This window comes from Nocardia sp. NPDC004711 (assembly GCF_053601595.1).
The window spans coordinates 1-13,602 of the sequence record NZ_JBSGCB010000109.1 but is presented as its reverse complement, the minus strand read 5'-3'; the positions used below and the strand labels follow the sequence as shown (position 1 = coordinate 13,602).

The 13,602-nt window shown below is 66.9% G+C and carries 11 protein-coding genes and 1 pseudogene; all 12 read right to left on the bottom strand.

Going from position 1 to position 13,602, the window contains the following annotated elements; translation table 11 throughout:
• A partial coding sequence (rpoB, locus tag ACWEKS_RS46985) for a DNA-directed RNA polymerase subunit beta (protein WP_452346183.1) occupies positions 1-2,042 on the bottom strand: 2,042 nt, incomplete at its 3' end.
• Between the two features lie 533 nt (positions 2,043-2,575).
• Positions 2,576-3,328 carry a hypothetical protein gene (locus tag ACWEKS_RS46980; protein WP_452346182.1) on the bottom strand — a complete coding sequence of 251 codons (753 nt, stop codon included), beginning with the start codon at positions 3,326-3,328 and terminating at the stop codon, positions 2,576-2,578.
• A gap of 12 nt (positions 3,329-3,340) precedes the next feature.
• Positions 3,341-4,216, bottom strand: a complete 876-nt coding sequence (locus ACWEKS_RS46975; protein WP_452346181.1) for a hypothetical protein — start codon at positions 4,214-4,216, stop codon at positions 3,341-3,343.
• 82 nt (positions 4,217-4,298) lie between these two features.
• The gene (locus ACWEKS_RS46970) at positions 4,299-5,543 is read right to left on the bottom strand and encodes an MCE family protein (RefSeq protein WP_452346180.1); all 1,245 of its coding nucleotides are present in this window, start codon (positions 5,541-5,543) and stop codon (positions 4,299-4,301) included.
• Entirely contained in the window at positions 5,540-6,781 is a 1,242-nt protein-coding gene (locus ACWEKS_RS46965) for an MCE family protein (RefSeq protein ID WP_452346179.1), read from the bottom strand. The genes ACWEKS_RS46970 and ACWEKS_RS46965 overlap by 4 nt, the downstream gene beginning before the upstream one ends.
• Complete coding sequence (locus ACWEKS_RS46960; RefSeq protein WP_452346178.1) at positions 6,778-8,055, bottom strand: MCE family protein; 1,278 nt, start codon at positions 8,053-8,055, stop codon at positions 6,778-6,780. The genes ACWEKS_RS46965 and ACWEKS_RS46960 overlap by 4 nt, the downstream gene beginning before the upstream one ends.
• A gap of 3 nt (positions 8,056-8,058) precedes the next feature.
• Positions 8,059-9,066: an MCE family protein gene (locus ACWEKS_RS46955; protein WP_452346177.1), complete on the bottom strand. Its 1,008-nt coding sequence runs from the start codon at positions 9,064-9,066 to the stop codon at positions 8,059-8,061.
• Positions 9,066-10,142 carry an MCE family protein gene (locus ACWEKS_RS46950; RefSeq protein WP_452346184.1) on the bottom strand — a complete coding sequence of 359 codons (1,077 nt, stop codon included), beginning with the start codon at positions 10,140-10,142 and terminating at the stop codon, positions 9,066-9,068. Before ACWEKS_RS46950 ends, ACWEKS_RS46955 begins: the two co-directional genes overlap by 1 nt.
• An 8-nt stretch (positions 10,143-10,150) precedes the next feature.
• The gene (locus tag ACWEKS_RS46945; protein WP_452346176.1) at positions 10,151-11,503 is read right to left on the bottom strand and encodes an MCE family protein; all 1,353 of its coding nucleotides are present in this window, start codon (positions 11,501-11,503) and stop codon (positions 10,151-10,153) included.
• A gap of 70 nt (positions 11,504-11,573) precedes the next feature.
• Positions 11,574-12,377 (bottom strand): MlaE family ABC transporter permease, encoded by an 804-nt coding sequence (locus ACWEKS_RS46940; protein WP_354850825.1) that lies wholly within the window; start codon positions 12,375-12,377, stop codon positions 11,574-11,576.
• A 66-nt stretch (positions 12,378-12,443) separates the two neighbouring features.
• Positions 12,444-13,238 carry an MlaE family ABC transporter permease gene (locus ACWEKS_RS46935; RefSeq protein WP_354850753.1) on the bottom strand — a complete coding sequence of 265 codons (795 nt, stop codon included), beginning with the start codon at positions 13,236-13,238 and terminating at the stop codon, positions 12,444-12,446.
• 10 nt (positions 13,239-13,248) lie between these two features.
• Positions 13,249-13,602: pseudogene (locus ACWEKS_RS46930) on the bottom strand (ABC transporter ATP-binding protein); the annotation flags it as partial.

Below are 13,602 nucleotides of genomic sequence, written 5' to 3'. Positions count from 1 at the left end.
CGCATACCCTCGTCCACGATCGGACGCTGGTTGGCGCAGGTGCCCTGGTTCGAACGCTCGAACTTCCGCAGCCGGTAGCTGCGGCGAGTGCCGTCGTCGTGCATCACGGTGATGAAATCGGCCGAAACCTCTTCCACCACACCGGCCTTCTGGTTCACGACCACGTCACCGGCGTCGACGGCGGCGCGCAGCTCCATACCGGTGCCGACCAGCGGCGACTCGGAACGGATCAGCGGCACGGCCTGACGCTGCATGTTCGCGCCCATGAGGGCACGGTTGGCGTCGTCGTGCTCGAGGAACGGGATCATGGCGGTCGCGACCGACACCATCTGGCGCGGCGAGACGTCCATGAAGGTCACCTCGGTCGGCGCGACGAACTCCATCTCCTCGTTGCCGCGGCGCGCGAGCACCTTGTCATCGAGGAAGTTGCCGTCGGCGTCGACCGGAGAGTTGGCCTGCGCGCGAACGTGGCGGTCCTCCTCGTCGGCGGTCAGGTACTTGACCTCATCGGTGACGCGGCCGTTCACGACCTTGCGGTACGGGGTCTCGATGAAACCGAACGGGTTGACCCGCGCGTACACCGACAGCGAGCCGATCAGGCCGATGTTCGGGCCTTCCGGGGTCTCGATCGGGCACATGCGGCCGTAGTGCGACGGGTGGACGTCACGAACTTCCAGGCCGGCGCGCTCACGGGACAGACCACCCGGGCCCAGCGCCGACAGACGGCGCTTGTGGGTCAGACCCGACAGCGGGTTGTTCTGGTCCATGAACTGCGACAGCTGCGAGGTGCCGAAGAACTCCTTGATCGCCGCCACGACCGGGCGGATGTTGATCAGGGTCTGCGGGGTGATCGCCTCGACGTCCTGGGTGGTCATGCGCTCACGCACGACGCGCTCCATGCGGGACAGACCGACGCGGATCTGGTTCTGGATCAGCTCGCCAACCGTCCGCAGACGACGGTTGCCGAAGTGGTCGATGTCGTCGACGTCGACCGGGACCTCGGAGCCGCCGGGGGCGGTCATCAGGCGATCGCCCTGGTGCAGGCGGACCAGGTACTCGATCGTCGCGACGATGTCTTCCTTGGTCAGCGTCGAACCGGTGACCGGCTTGTCCAGGTTCAGGCCGAGCTTCTTGTTGATCTTGTAGCGACCGACGCGAGCCAGGTCGTAGCGCTTCTCCTTGAAGAACAGGTTCTCCAGCAGGGTCTGCGCGGACTCCTTGGTCGGCGGCTCGCCCGGACGCAGCTTGCGGTAGATGTCGAGCAGCGCCTCGTCCTGACCCGGGGTGGAGTCCTTCTCGAGGGTGGACATCATGATCTCGGAGAAGCCGAAGCGCTCGGTGATCTCCTCGGTCGTCATACCCAGCGCCTTGAGCAGCACGGTGACCGGCTGACGACGCTTGCGGTCGATGCGGACGCCGACGGTGTCGCGCTTGTCCACGTCGAACTCCAGCCACGCGCCGCGCGACGGGATGACACGCACGGAGTGCAGCGTCTTCTCGGTGGACTTGTCGATCGACTCGTCGAAGTACACACCCGGGGAACGGACCAGCTGCGACACGACGACGCGCTCGGTGCCGTTGATGATGAACGTGCCCTTGTCGGTCATCATCGGGAAGTCACCCATGAAGACCGTCTGAGACTTGATCTCACCGGTGTTGTTGTTGATGAACTCCGCGGTCACGAACAGCGGCGCCGCGTAGGTCATGTCCTTGTCCTTGCACTCCTCGATGGAGGCCTTGACCTCTTCGAAGCGCGGGTCGGAGAAGGACAGCGACATGGAGCCGGAGAAGTCCTCGATCGGAGACAGCTCCTCGAGCACCTCCTCGAGGCCCCCGACGGGATCGGTGACGTCGCCGCGCGCGATGGCACGCTCACGCCAGTCTGCTGAACCGACCAGCCAGGCGAACGATTCGGTTTGTAGATCGAGAAGTCCGGGAACCTCCAGGGGCTCACGAATCTTCGCGAAAGACACCCGCTTCGGGGCTCCGGGGATACCGGCCTTGGTCTGGGTGGAGACTGCCAAGATGCGTCCTTCCAGCACCTCACGCGCGTCGCGTGGTGGTCCGCGACCGTCGCTTGTCTGCTACGAATTCCGCTGGTTACGACCCGAACGAAACCCGAACAGCAAACAGCGGAAGTAACACCGGAAGGTGGAACTTTCGTGATGCGATCGAGGTATGGACAGGAGGCAGCCAGCGCAACGTCCAAAACTACACCCAAACCTACGGGGGTGTCAAAGTACCACCCGTGGCGATCCGTGGGCGGCAACTTCGCCCCGGTGTGTCCGTGTCGATATCCCGGCGATCAGAACGCCGATATCACCACAGCCGAGTGACGGTCTCCACACGGTTTTCCGGCCGGGCCGCAAGTCCGCTGGCTGCGTTCGCAAGACCCTCGCCGGCGTTCTGTCCCCTGTGACAGCCGCCGCTGTTGTGAATAGCGTGACGGGTCGGACGAAACTCGTCAAGTGGCGGCCCGAGTTGACAAATCGCGAGATCGCCTGTCCCCCTACAAGATCACCTTCCGACGTCGTGCGATGCCGGAAAGACACCGCCATGCGACGGCGGGAGGCGCTTACTTGTCGGTGATCTCGGCGGCCAGCCAGTGACCGCCGACCTTCTGCATGCGCAGCACGATCGGGCCCGAGGCGAGGGGTTCGGGCTTGCCGTCCTTGACCGCGGAGATGTTCAGATTGACCAGGAGCTCGGCACGGTCGCCGGTGAGAAGGGTCACGCCGATCGGATCGGTTTTGACGTCGGTGTCGGTCTGGGTCTGCTTGATGGTCTCGACCGTGGTGTCGACGTACTTGGCGAAGTCCTTCTGCATCTTGTCGGTGAGCACCGAGTTGACCGAGGCCTTCCACTTGTCGATCTCGGCGGCCTTGTAGCCGTAGAGCGTGGTCAGCGCGTGGTCGCCGGCGGCCTTCACCTCGTCGGTGGCCCTGTTGTCGACGTAGGCCAGATTGCCCGAGTCGGAATCGGGCTTGCTCACCCAGTGGTGCACGGCACCGGCGATCGCGAAGGCCAGCAGCAGCGCGGAGAGCGCTGCGCACACCGTGGCGACACCCCAGTTACGCCAAAATCCGCCCTGGCCGGTCGGCTTGGAATACTGTTGCGGGGCACCGTCTTTGGACAGACCCGGACCGCGCGGCGGGGTGGTGCGCGACGCGGTCCGATCCGAACGCTCGGAGGTGGACCGGGCGCTCGTGGTCTTCCGCTCAGTGCTCCCGGCCTGGACGTCGGCGGCGGTGGTGCGCGACGCGGTGCCGCGCTGGGCGGCCGGGCGGCGCGGGGTGACGCGGTTGACGGGTCGTTTCCGGTTGGCCATGGTCACTCCCTCCTAGTTGCCTGGCTTGGGGGTGGGCTGGGTCGAAGTCGGCTGCTGGGGCGCGTCCTGCTGCGGCGCGGCCGAGCCCAGGGGCACCGGCTCGCCGAGGTTCTGCGCCTTCTCGGCCTTCCAGGTGCTGCCGACCTTGACCAGGTCGAGGGTCCACAGCTGGCGGAAGGACGCGGGCTGGCCACCGGGCCAGCTGCGGGTGATCTTCAGGACCGCGAAGGCGGAGGCGTGGTCGAGCTCACTGTTGAGCGCGGTGACCGTGACGCCCTCGACGGCGGCCGCGATGCGGGTCTTGGAGTCCTGGGCGGTCTGCTTGAGCTGATCCTGCCCGTCCTCCTGCTGCTTGAGCAGCTCACCGGTCATGGATGACCGGATGTTCGCCAGCGACCCGTCGATGTCGTCCGGGTTGATGGACATGAGGTTGACGGCGGCCTGGCGGGCGTCGGTCAGGACGGCGTCGCGGGCATCGGCCCGGGAGCTGTCCTTGGCGTCACCGAACCAGACGAATCCGACCACGGCGGCGGCGATCACCGACACCACCAGCAGCGCGGCCGCGCCGACGGTGACGAGCTTCCGCGGGTCCGAGCTGGCGGCGCCGGGTGTCGGCGGCAGCTCGGCGGCCTGCTCAGCGGGCTCGTCCGGCACAGCGGCCGGCGCAGTGGGCTCTTCCGGCGCAGTGGGCTCGTCCGGCACGGTGGCCGGCTCGGCGGTGGATTCGGCCGACTCCGGCACGGCGGTCGACTCGGCCGACTCCGTCTCGGATGCGGCCGGCTCCGGCGCGACGTCCGCCGAGGACGCGTCCGGGGTTGTTTCGGGAACCGGCGAGGTTGCCGGCTTCTCGAGGTTCGCCCCCGATTCGCTGTCCTTGTGCTGACTCACGCCGCCACCATACTTTCCTCTCTTCGCGCCCTGGCTGGGACTGTGTGCCATCTCGCTGCCCGGAGCGTGCCGGGCAGCTCGGTCAGTGCTTGGGCGTGACGCCCATGAGCGTGGCCAGCTGGGTGGCCACCGGGTTCAGGTTGAGCTTGTCCGGGTCGTACTTCGGCTTGTCGTCCCAGGGCTGCCCGACGCTGGGGTCGGCCAGCTCCGCGCGACTGGCGCCGCGGACGTCGGTCTCGCTGCCCTGCGGCACCGCGCACCCGGCCTGGGTATTGAGCGGGAAGTCGTCGCGGGTGTCGTCGAAGTTGGGATTCTGGGCCTTCATCTGGTCCAGAATCCGTTGTGTGCCTTCGTATCCCACCGTGCAGGCGGGCGGGTTGTTGGTCTCCAGCACCAGGCCGAAGTGGGTGGTGCCGTCTCCGGGTGCGGTGGACGAGCCACCCAGCGGCAGCAGCGGCAGCATCTGCAGCACCGGGCCGAGGGCGTAGAACTTCGGCGAGATGGCCAGCAGCAGGGTGCGCAGGTTGGTGAGGTCCTTGGTCAGCGCCGGGCCGCTCTCCTGCAGGAGGTGCTGGATCGCGGAGCCCGCGTCGGTGCCGGTGCCGATGAGGCGGCGGATATCCGGGTCGTTGGACTTCAGCTGCGCGGTGAGCTTGTCGAGGCCGTCGCTGAACTGCAGGATCGCCGGGGACTGCTCGGCCTGGGTGCCCAGCACGGTGCGAGCCGAGCGGATCAGGGCCAGGGTCTGCTGCAGGTTGTCACCGCTGGCGGTGGCGCTGAACTTGTTGAGCGAGTCGACGAGGATCTTGAGGTCGTCGCCCTTGCCGTCGAACGCCTTGCCCAGCTCGGTGATGGTGGTGGACAGCGCCTTCAGGTCGGTGGTGCTCGCGAAGTGGTCCACGCTGGTGAGCAGTTCCTCGACGTGGACGGGCAGCTGCGCGCCGACGATGACCGAGCCGTCCTTCAGGTACGGCCCGCCGGCGCTGGTGGGCTGCAGGTCCACGTACTGCTCACCGATGGCGGAGCGGTCGGCCACCACCGCCTTGGCATTGGCGGGGACCTTGGGCTTGCCGGAGTTCATCTCCAGGGTGATGAGCACGCCGTCGGGGGTGACGTCGAGGTCGCCGACCCGGCCGACGGGGACACCGCGGTAGGTGACCTCCGCGCCCTTGGACAGGTTGCCGGTTTCGGCGGCCTCCACCTTCACCTTGTACAGCCCGAAGCCGAGCATATTGTCCAGCCGCACGTACTTGGCGCCGACGAACACGACGCCGAGCACCGCGATGACCGCGAAGGCGATCAGCTGATTACGCACCAGACGAGTCATCGCGGACCACCCACTCCCAGCTGCTCGAGAATCGATCCCAGCGGATCGGTCGGTCCCGGCTGCCCGATCGGCCGCGCCACGGTGGGCGGCAGCGGCAGCAGCGAGACCGTCGGCCAGCCGCCGCGCGGCCCGTTGCCGTTGTAGTACGGGTTGGTCGGATCCACGTTGACCTGGCGGCCCGCGGGCGGCAGGTACTGCGGATCCTGTTTGCCCACACCGAGATTCGACAGCAGGGTGCCGATCTGCAGGTCCACCGAGAGCCAGGTGTTGACCTGACCGCCGAACGCGGACTTGATGGCCTCGTCCGGGAACGGGTAGGTCGGGATGAGCGGGAACGCGGTCACCAGGTCACCCGCCGACGCGCCCAGCGCCTGCAGCGTGGGCCGTAGCGAGGACAGGTCGGTGATCAGGTTGTCCTTGGACTTGTTCAGCACGTCGAATCCGGCCTGCCCCACCCGATCCAGCTGGCCCAGCAGCTGAATCAGCTGCGGCCGTTGCTCGTTGAGGATCTTGATGCCGCCCGGCAGCTCGTCGAGGATCTTGGAGATCTGGGTGGTCTGCTGCCCCACCCGGCTGGTCAGCGTGTCGAGGCTGTCCAGCGCGCGGGTGATGTTGTCGACCTGGTCGTCGAGGCCCTTGATCAGGGTGTTGGCCTGGCTCAGCAGGTCCCGGACCTTGCCTTCGCGGCCGCCCAGAGTCTTGTTGAGCTCCACCACGATCGGCTGCAGCTGCGCCACGCCGCCGCCGTTGAGCAGCAGCGACAGCGCGCCCAGCACCTGCTCCACCTCGGTGGCGGTGCGGGTGTTCTCGACCGGGATCCTGGCGCCGTCCTTCAGCCGCGCGGAATCGGCATCCTTTGCGGGAGCGGACAGTTCGATGTACTTCTCACCCAGCAGGTTGGTCTGCTTGACCTCGGCGTGGGCATTGGCGGGCAGGTTCACGCTGTCGTCGACGAGCACCTGCACGCTGGCTTCCCAGGCGTTGTCGGGGGCGATGCGAATCTTGTCGACCCGGCCCACCGCGACACCGTCCACCTTCACCGACGACTGCGGGACCAGGTCCAGCACGTCGGAGAAGCGGATGTCGAGGTGCAGCGGGTGCTTGCCGATGTTCGGGCCGCCGGGCAGCGGAATACTGTCCGCGCCGCAGCCGGACGCCATCAGCGTCACCGCGCCCAGCGAGGTGGCCAGGAGGGCGGTGCGCCGGACCCGGCCGCCGCGAATCCGGTTGGCGCTCATCGCTGCCCACCTTCCTGCTGCGACGGCGGCAGCTGGTCGGACGGAGTGCCGGGAACGGTGCCGGGGACCGTGTTGTGCTGCTCGTTCTCGCCGCTGAGAATGCCGAACGGCAGCACCAGCGAGGGTGTCTTCACGCCCGCGGTGAGCTGATCGGTGATCACCTTGCAGTTGTTCAGGATCGGCTGCAGCTGACGCGAGATGGCGTCGAACTTGGGGTCGCCGGGACGCAGCTTGCCCAGGTCCAGCATCTTGCAGATGACGCCGAACGGATCCTGCAGGTCGGTGAAGTTGGGACGCATGTCGAGCGTGCCGGACTCACCGTTGTGCACGTTGATCAGGTTGCTCAGCGCGGTCGGGATGAGCGGCAGCGCCTTGGCCAGATCGTCGCGCTGGTCGGCGAGGGTCTGGGTGAGCTTGGTCAGCGCATCGGCGTTGGACTGCACCAGGTCCCGGTTGTTGTCGATGAACCGGGCCACATCGCCGAGCGCGACCGACAGCAGGTTCAGCGCCTGGCCAAGGGTCTGGCGCTCGTCGGACAGGAACCCGGCCAGCGAGGCCAGCTGGGTGTTGAAGGTCCGCACCTGCGCGTCGTTGTCGGCCAGGGTCTGCACGAAGGTCTGCAGGTTCTTGACCGTGTCGAAAATGTCGGTGCGCGAATCGGAGAGCGCGTGCGCGGCCTTGGACAGCTGGGTGAAGCTGTTGCCCAGCGCGTCGCCATTGCCGGCGAGATTCGCCGCGCCGGTGCGCACCAGCTGGTTCAGCGCGCCTTCACCGGTGGCGCCCTCGGGCTTGTTCGCGCCCTCCGGGCCGAGTGCCTTCGACAGTTCGGTGATGCTGTTGTAGAGCCGGTCCACCTCGACCGGGGTCGCGGTGCGATCCTTCGGAATGGTGGCATTGCGGGCCATCTTCGGTCCGCCCTTGTAGGCGGGCGCGAGCTGGATGTACCGGTCCGACACCACCGAGGGGGTGATCTGGGCGGCCTTGGCGTCGGCGGGGATGTCGTAGCCGCGGTCGACCTTCATGACGACCTTGACCACGTCGCCCTGCGGGTCCACCGAATCCACCCGGCCCACCGGCACGCCGAGGACGCGCACGTCGGAACCCTTGTAGATGCCGATGGACTTGTCGAAGTACGCGGTGATGGTGGTGGTGTTGAGCCGATCGAAGCTCCACCACGCGACACCCCCGAGCACCACCGCCAGGACGGTCACTCCGGCGATGATCTTGCTCTTGGTGCTGGCGCCACGCAGGGCGGACAGCGGATTGCTCGCCACGAGTTAACCTCCCATCTTTCGGATCGGCTGGCGGTCACCCGGGATGTCCGGCAGCGCGGGCGGAATCAGGTTCGTGATGACCGCGTCGAACCAGCGGCCGTTGCCCAGCACGTTGGAGTAGAGCCCGTAAAAGGGCGCGGCCAGCGTGAGGGTCTTGGACAGGTCGGCCTGGTGGTCGTTGAGCAGGTCGATGGTCTTGTTGAGGTTGGTCAGCGCCGGGCCGATCTGGGCCTCGTTGTCCTTGACCAGCGCGGTCAGTTCCGCCGCAACGGTTTTCGCGCCGGTGAGCAGTTGGTGGATGGCCTGCTGGCGCACGTTCAGCTCGGCCAGCAGCTCGCCGCCGTTGGCGATGAGCCGCTCGAACTCCTGGTTGCGGTCGGCCAGCACCTTGGTGGTGGTCTTGGTGGCCGCGAACAGCTTCTTGAGCTGATCGTCACGCTTGGCCAGCGTCTCCGAGAGCCGGGCGACGCCGTCGATGGAGCTGCGCAGTTCCGGCGGGGTGGCCGAGAAGGCGTCCGACAGCACGGTGAAGCTCTTCGCCAGCTGCGCGGTGTCGGTCTGCTCGATGTTCTTGGCGGCGTCGCTGAACGCGTCCACCACGTCGTAGGGCGACACGGTGCGCGAGAGCGGGATCCGGTCCGACGGGTTCAGCACCTTGGTGCCCTTGGGATCCAGTGCCAGGTACTTCTGCCCCAGCAGGGTCTTGATCTGGATCGAGGCGGTGGACTCGTCCCCGACCCAGGCATCCTGGGTGCGGAAGTCCACCAGCACCTTGTTGCCGTCGAGGCGGACATCGGACACCGCGCCGACCTTGACGCCGGCGATGCGCACCTCGTTGCCCTTCTTCAGGCCCGCGGCCTCGGAGAACTCGGCGGTGTACTTGATGCCGGCGCCGATGATCGGCAGTTTGTCCAGGTTGAACGCGGACAGGGTCACCAGCAGCACCAGGATCAGGCCCAGCCCACCCATGAACGCCGGACTGCGCTTGCCCAATACAGCGCGGTCGTCCATCAGCGGCCTCCCTTCCCATGGCAGCGCGGGGCCGGATTCGTGTAGATCGGCTGGTTCACAGTCGGCATGTTCTGCAGTGCGGGCGGGAAGTTCAGCTGCGGCGCGTCCTTGATGCCCGGTCCGGCGACGATGTCGATGCCGCACAGATAGAACTGGAACCAGGAGCCGTAGGACGCCGCGCGACCGAGCTTCTCCATCTTGATGGGCAGGTTGGTCAGGCCCTCGTCGACCTCGTCCTTGCGGTCGTTGAGAGTGCCGGTGAGCTGGTTCAGACCGGCGATGGCGCCCTGCAGGTTCGGCCGCACCGGGACCAGCAGGTCGGCGGTGGCCGAGGCCAGGTTGCCGAGCGAGGTGACCGCCGAGCCGATGGTGCCGCGATCGGCGTTCAGCCCGGTGACCAGCGCCTCGGTATTGACGATCAGCTGGTCGAGCTGGTCGCCGCGCGAATTGATGCTGTCCAGCACGGCATTCAGGTTCTTGATCAGCTCACCGATCACCGCGTCCTTGTCGGCCACCTTGTTGGTGAGCGAGGCGGTGTTGGCCACCAGGTCCGCGATGGTGCCGGATTCGCCCTGGAAGACCTGGATGATCTCGGACGACAGCTTGTTGACGTCCTCGGGGGTGAGGGTCTGGAACAGCGGCCGGAAGCCGTTGAACAGCTCGGTCAGATTGACCGCCGGCTTGGTGCGCTCCAGCGGGATGGTCGAGCCCTTGTTCATCTTGCGGCCCTGCTGCCCGGTGCCCTGTTCCAGCGCGATGTAGCGCTGGCCCACCAGGTTCCGGTACTTGATGGTCGCGGTGGTGGAGGCGGGCAGCCAATCCCGGTCGGTCAGTTCGAATTCCACATTGGCCAGGCGCTTGTCCACGATGGACACATTGGTCACCTTGCCCACCCGGACACCGGCCACGCGCACCTCGTCGCCCTTGTTCAGGGAGGTCACATCGGTGAACCGGGCATTGAACTTGGTACCGCCGCCACCGTAGTTGGCGATGGTCAGCGCCAGCACACCCGTCAGGAAGACCGTGACGAGAATGAAGGCGATCAGTTTGGTCAGCGTCGGCCCGAGGCCGCGCAGCAGATCCTTCACTTGACGCTCACCTCACTGCCGCGGAAGGCCGGGGCGGCGATCTTGGTCACCCAGGTGGGCACCTGTTCGGGCGAAACTCCGTGTGCCGCACCGTAGATCGCACCCAGGGCCTGGGCCTCCTGCGGTGAGTACGCGGTGGTCGGCGCCTGCGGGCCGTACACCTTGTACTGCGGCTCCGGCACGCGGCCGACGTTCTGGTCACCCGGATTACGGCTCGGCGGCTGGTAGGAACCATCATTGGCGGAACCGTCGGTGTACTGGCCCGGGTCGGTGAACGGCGGGTACATCGGAACGCACAGCGGCCCACGCGGGTCGAACCAGCGCGGCTCGTCCTGGTTGGGCACGTAGCGGCCGCGCGGATTCACGATCTGGATGGTCACGCGCGAGCCCGGCAGATTGGTGCCCTTGCCGAAGATCTGGTCGATGCGCGGCTTCAGCTCCGCGAAACCGGCCAGCGCGCAGCTGTAGCTGGGCGAGTACTTGGCCAGCGCCTCCAGCGCGGGCCGCGAGTCCGCCGCCACGTCGATGATGTTGTCGCGGTTGGCCACCAGGAAGTCGGCGGTGGTCGAGGCGCTCGGGGTCAGCGTCGCCAGCAGGGTGTCGACCTGCGAACGCTTCTGCACGATGGTGGCATTGGTGGTGCGCAGGTTGTCCAGCGCGGACACCAGCTCGGGCGCGGCATCGGCGTAGGTGGTCGCCACGTCGGCCAGGCTCTTCAGATCCTGTTGCAGCGCCGGCATTTCACCGTTGACCTGGGTGACGATGTCGTCGAGCCGGTCGATGGTCCGGCCCAGCTCCTCGCCCTGCCCCTGCAGCGCGTTGGACAGCGCGCCCAGCGTGGAGGACAGATACTGCGGGGGAATCGCCTGCAGCAGCGGCAGGATGTGGTCCAGCAGCTGGCTCACCTCGACGGCGTTGCCGCTGGTGTCCTGGCGCAGGGTCACGCCCGCGGTGAGATGGCCCTGCGGGCTCTCCGGCCACACCAGATCGATGTAGCGCTCACCGAACAGCGTCTTGGGCAGCAGGCGGGCGGTCACATTGGACGGAATCTTGTCGGCCTTGCCCGGGTCGATGGCCAGATCCAGCGTGACGTTCTTGCCGTCGTAGGAGCTCGACCGCAGCTCGCCGACGGTGACGCCGCGGACCTTCACATCCGCGTTGCGGGTCAGCGCGTTTCCGACGGTGTCGGTGATCAGGTTGACCCGGACGGTGTCCACGAACTGCTTGTTGTAGATGGCGATGGTGGTCCACAGGAACAGCGCCACCAGCACGAAGAAGAGCACGCCGAGGGTACGGCTGCGCAGTTTCTCGGTGGAACGCCAGAACTGCACACGCTGCGGGTCGCTCATGCTGTCTCCATCCGGGATGAACGGACGGCCTGCCTGGTTACGCAAGCTGCCGCCTCCGGCCGCCGACCGTTCATCCCGCCACCCGCACCGTCGTGGTCGTACCCCAGATCGCCAGGGACAGGAAGAAATCGAGCACGTTGATGAGCACGATGGCGGCACGCACCGCGCGGCCCACGGCCACACCCACGCCCGCGGGACCGCCGCTGGCGTTGTAGCCGTAGTAGCAGTGCACCAGGATGATCACGAACGCGAAGACGAGCACCTTCACGAAGGAATAGAGCACGTCCTCCGGTGGCAGGAACAGACTGAAGTAGTGGTCATAGGAACCACTGGACTGCCCGTTGAAGTAGATGCTGATCATCCGCGAGGCCAGGTAGGTGCCCAGCAGGCCGACCACGTACAGCGGAATCACGGCGAGGAAGCCGGCGATGGCGCGCGTGGTCACCAGGAAGGGCACCGACGGCACCGCCATCACCTCGAGCGCGTCGATCTCCTCGGAGATCCGCATGGCGCCCAGCTGCGCGGTGAAGCCACAGCCGACCGTCGCCGACAGTGCCAGTGCCGCGACCAGCGGCGCGAGCTCGCGGGTATTGATGTACCCGGTCAGGAAGCCGGTGAGGACACCGGAGCCCAGGGCGTCGAGGGCCTTGAAGCCCTGCAGGCCGACGACCACACCGACCGAGGCCGACATGAACACGATGACGCCGATGGTGCCGCCGATGACGGCGAGGGCGCCCGATCCGAAGGTCACCTCGGCCAGCAGCCGCATGACCTCCTTGCGGAAGTGCACGATCGTCTTCGGGATCGCGCCGATCGCCCGGGAGTAGAACGACATCTGATCGCCGGCCTTGTCGACCAGGTCGACCGGCGCCATGAGCGCCGGTCTGACCCGGCGCGCCGACCGGGAGAAGACGGTGGTGCGCTGCGAAACAACCATGGATCACGCGCCCTTTGCGGGGACGACCTGAAGGTAGATCAGGGTGAGGATCAGATTCAGGAAGAACAGAACGAGGAACGTGATCACCACGGATTGGTTCACCGCGTCACCCACTCCTTTCGGTCCCCCCTTCGGATGCAGGCCCTTGTAGGCGGCGATCACGCCCGCCACCACGCCGAAGATCAGGGCCTTGATCTCGCCGATGACCAGGTCGGGGATCTGCGCGAGGGCGGAGAAGGACGCGAGGTACGCGCCCGGGGTGCCGCCCTGCAGCCCGACATTGAAGAAGTAGCCGCCGCAGATGCCGACGACCGAGACCAGGCCGTTGAGCAGGAAGGCCACCAGCATCATGCCCAGCACACGCGGAACCACCAGGCGCTGGATGGGATCGATGCCCAGTACCTCCATGGCGTCGATCTCCTCGCGAATGGTGCGCGAGCCGAGATCGGCGGCCACGGCCGAGCCGGCGGCGCCGGCGATGATCAGCGCGGTGACGACCGGTGCAGCTTGCTGCACGGTGGCCAGCACACTGGTCGCGCCGGTGAAGTTCTCCGCCCCCAGCTGCTTGATGAGCGAGCCGGTCTGCAGGGCCACCACGGCGCCGAACGGGATTGCCACCAGAGCGGCGGGAAGGATCGAGACACTCGCGATGAACCACGACTGTTCGATGAACTCCCGCCACTGGAAGGGCCGGCGGAATGTCTTCCGGAACACGTCCAGGAAGAGTGCGAATATGTTGCCGGCCTGGGCAAGTCCCGACTCGACCGGGGTGCGCAGTCGCGTCAGGGTGGGATTCACGCCGCGTATGTTACCCGTTAGTCAGGTTCTGTCGAACCGTGGCGTCGTAGCCACCCTGATACGCGGGCATCACCTGCGTGTCGGCCTCATCACCGTTCTGCGCCATCGACTCGCGAATGGCTTCCTGGGCGGCCGGCGGCAGCGTATGCATGATCTGGCGGACCCGCTCGCGGCGACGGCCCACCGCGCCACGCACCGGCATGCCCGGCTGCGCCCGCATCTGCGGGATGATGCCCTCGATCTCCTCCGCGCCACCGGCGTGGTGACCAGAGTCGAACATGGCCTGCTCGCGGGCCATCTGGGCTTCGTCCTTCTCCTCCGACATACCGATCGGGCCCTGCATACGGCCGTTGAGGAACTGCTT

Excerpts from the sequence above, each read along its gene's own strand:
- ACWEKS_RS46980 (WP_452346182.1), bottom strand. The coding sequence starts at position 3,328 with ATGGCCAACCGGAAACGACCCGTCAACCGCGTCACCCCGCGCCGCCCG.
- ACWEKS_RS46970 (WP_452346180.1), bottom strand. The coding sequence starts at position 5,543 with ATGACTCGTCTGGTGCGTAATCAGCTGATCGCCTTCGCGGTCATCGCG.
- ACWEKS_RS46965 (WP_452346179.1), bottom strand. The coding sequence starts at position 6,781 with ATGAGCGCCAACCGGATTCGCGGCGGCCGGGTCCGGCGCACCGCCCTC.
- ACWEKS_RS46955 (WP_452346177.1), bottom strand. The coding sequence starts at position 9,066 with ATGGACGACCGCGCTGTATTGGGCAAGCGCAGTCCGGCGTTCATGGGT.
- ACWEKS_RS46945 (WP_452346176.1), bottom strand. The coding sequence starts at position 11,503 with ATGAGCGACCCGCAGCGTGTGCAGTTCTGGCGTTCCACCGAGAAACTG.
- ACWEKS_RS46940 (WP_354850825.1), bottom strand. The coding sequence starts at position 12,377 with ATGGCGCCGGTCGACCTGGTCGACAAGGCCGGCGATCAGATGTCGTTC.